The sequence below is a fragment of the Kitasatospora sp. NPDC007106 genome (assembly GCF_040634455.1).
In the GTDB taxonomy this organism is placed as follows: domain Bacteria; phylum Actinomycetota; class Actinomycetes; order Streptomycetales; family Streptomycetaceae; genus Kitasatospora; species Kitasatospora arboriphila.
On record NZ_JBEYFP010000825.1, the window covers coordinates 1 to 2,507 of the forward strand.

General features: G+C 71.9%; 3 protein-coding genes. All 3 read right to left on the minus strand.

The genetic code is table 11. The annotated features are described in order from the left end of the window. Positions 1-57 precede the first annotated feature (57 nt). Positions 58-687 (minus strand): MBL fold metallo-hydrolase, encoded by a 630-nt coding sequence (locus tag ABZ641_RS32860; protein WP_344625429.1) that lies wholly within the window; start codon positions 685-687, stop codon positions 58-60. Beyond that, positions 687-1,772 (minus strand): S-(hydroxymethyl)mycothiol dehydrogenase, encoded by a 1,086-nt coding sequence (locus tag ABZ641_RS32865; protein WP_359987788.1) that lies wholly within the window; start codon positions 1,770-1,772, stop codon positions 687-689. Before ABZ641_RS32865 ends, ABZ641_RS32860 begins: the two co-directional genes overlap by 1 nt. A gap of 125 nt (positions 1,773-1,897) precedes the next feature. Next, the coding region (locus ABZ641_RS32870; protein WP_359987790.1) for a DUF3103 family protein at positions 1,898-2,507 on the minus strand (610 nt) is incomplete at its 5' end.

A 2,507-nucleotide genomic window follows, 5' to 3' on the forward strand; every position in this document is an offset into this window, starting at 1 on the left:
GGCGCGGGAGGTGCCCCCACGCGCCCCTTGTGGTGCACCGTGACTCCTGAGGACTCCCTAGTGCCCTCGGGCGATCCACTCCTCCAGGTGCGGGGCCTCCGTGCCGATGGTGGTGGAGTCGCCGTGGCCGGTGCGGACGACCGTCTCCGGCGGCAGGACGAGCAGCCGCTCGCTGATCGAGCGGATGATCGTCGGGAAGTCGGAGAAGGACCGGCCGGTGGCGCCGGGGCCGCCCGCGAAGAGGGTGTCGCCGCTGAACACGGTGCCGAGGTCGGGCGCGTACAGGCAGACCGCGCCGGGGCTGTGCCCCGGGGTGTGCAGCACGGTCAGCTCGGTGCCGGCCGCCGTCAGGCGCTGCCCGTCCGCCAGTTCGGCGTCCGGCTTGAAGCCCGGGTGGGTCTGCTGCCAGAGCACGCCGTCCTCGCGGTGGAGCAGGACGGGCGCGCCCGTCCGGTCGGCGAGTTCGGGGGCGGCGTTGACGTGGTCGTTGTGCCCGTGGGTGCAGACGATCGCGAGCAGCCGCCGGTCGCCGATCGCGGCGGCGACCGCCTCGGCGTCGTGGGCCGGGTCGATCACCAGCACCTGCTCGTCGTCGCCGACGATCCAGACGTTGTTGTCGACCTGCCAGGTGCCGCCGTCCAGCGTGAACTCGCCGGAGGTGACGAGGTGTTCGATCCGGGCGGCCATCAGAACAGCACCACCGATCGCAGGACCTCGCCCTTGTGCATCCGCTCGAAGGCCTGCTCGACGCCGTCCAGCGGGATGGTCTCGCTGACGAAGGCGTCCAGGTCGAGCCGGCCCTGCAGGTAGAGGTCGATCAGCATCGGGAAGTCCCGGCTCGGCAGGCAGTCCCCGTACCAGGAGGACTTGAGGGCGCCGCCGCGGCCGAAGACGTCCAGCAGCGGCAGCTCCAGCTGCATCTCCGGGGTGGGCACGCCGACCAGGACGACGGTGCCGGCCAGGTCCCGCGCGTAGAAGGCCTGCTTGTAGGTCTCGGGGCGGCCGACCGCGTCGATGACCACGTCCGCGCCGTTGCCGCCGGTCAGCTCGCGGATCGCCTCGACGGCGTCCGCGGCGGAGGAGTCGACGGTGTGGGTGGCGCCGAACTTCTGCGCGGCGGCGAGCTTGCGGGCGTCGACGTCGACCGCGATGATCCGGGACGCACCGGCCAGCCGGGCGCCGAGCACGGCCGCGCTGCCGACACCGCCGCAGCCGATCACCGCGACGGAGTCGCCGCGGCCCACCCCGCCGGTGTTGATCGCCGCGCCGAGGCCGGCCATCACGCCGCAGCCCAGCAGGCCCGCCGCGGCGGGCGAGGCGGCCGGGTCGACCTTGGTGCACTGGCCCGCCGCGACCAGCGTCTTCTCGGCGAAGGCGCCGATCCCGAGCGCGGGCGACAGCTCCGTGCCGTCGGTCAGCGTCATCTTCTGCTTCGCGTTGTGGGTGGCGAAGCAGTACCACGGCCGGCCGCGCCGACAGGCCCGGCAGTCGCCGCACACCGCACGCCAGTTGAGGATCACGAAGTCACCCGGGGCGACGTCGGTGACGCCCTCGCCGACCGACTCCACCACGCCCGCGGCCTCGTGGCCGAGCAGGAAGGGGAACTCGTCGTTGATGCCGCCCTCGCGGTAGTGCAGGTCGGTGTGGCACACCCCGCAGGCCTGCACCTTCACCACTGCCTCTCCCGGCCCCGGGTCGGGCACCACCACCGTCACCACCTCGACCGGCGCACCCTTGGACCGCGCGATCACACCCCGTACCTGCTGGGCCATCAGAGCAGCACTCCCTCGTCGTGGGGCCCGGCCGCCCCGCCCGTCGCGCGGCGGCCGGGTGTTCCGTGGAGCAATCTATCCGATCTGTCCACATTTCCACGGGAATTGCTGCCGATCAGGGCAGATCAGAAGGCGGACACCCAGTACGGCGAGACGTTCATCCAGCCGTTGCCCCGGGCGCCGTTCAGCCGGCCCGAGGACGTCCGGGCCAGGGTGTACCAGGAGTCGACGTAGTCCGGGTCGTCCGTCCACCACTCGGTGGGGATCGCGTCCAGCACCGCGTTGACCAGCGGGATGTACGCGCCCTGGTCGGTGACCGTGAGCAGGACGGCCGCGATGGCCTTGGCGAGGGCCTGGTAGTTGGTGCTGCCGTCCTCCTCCATCAGCACCACGTCGGCCAGGTCGTACTTGTAGTTCGACCAGTTCACCAGGATCTGGTTGGGCCGGTAGACCGTCCCGTCGTAGTCCAGGTACGGCATGTCGACCGGGTCGACCCGCACCTTGCCGTCCGTGCCGAAGCCGGTGACCAGGGCGTACATCTCGGCCGCGCCCTTGAACCACGGCTCCTCGTCGTCGGACACCTCGATCGCGTCGATCTTCGTGCCCCACCAGCCGTCGGCGGCGGCCGCCTGCGGCCTCACCGCGGCGCCGCCCAGCCGGGTGACCGTGGGTGGTTGGCACTCGGTGTCAGCCTGGCAGGCACGGCGTGCATTGCGCCATACACCACGACGGTGA

Bases quoted from the DNA above. Each gene is read 5' to 3' on its own strand.
- ABZ641_RS32860 (WP_344625429.1), bottom strand. From the start codon at position 687: ATGGCCGCCCGGATCGAACACCTCGTCACCTCCGGCGAGTTCACGCTG.
- ABZ641_RS32865 (WP_359987788.1), bottom strand. From the start codon at position 1,772: ATGGCCCAGCAGGTACGGGGTGTGATCGCGCGGTCCAAGGGTGCGCCG.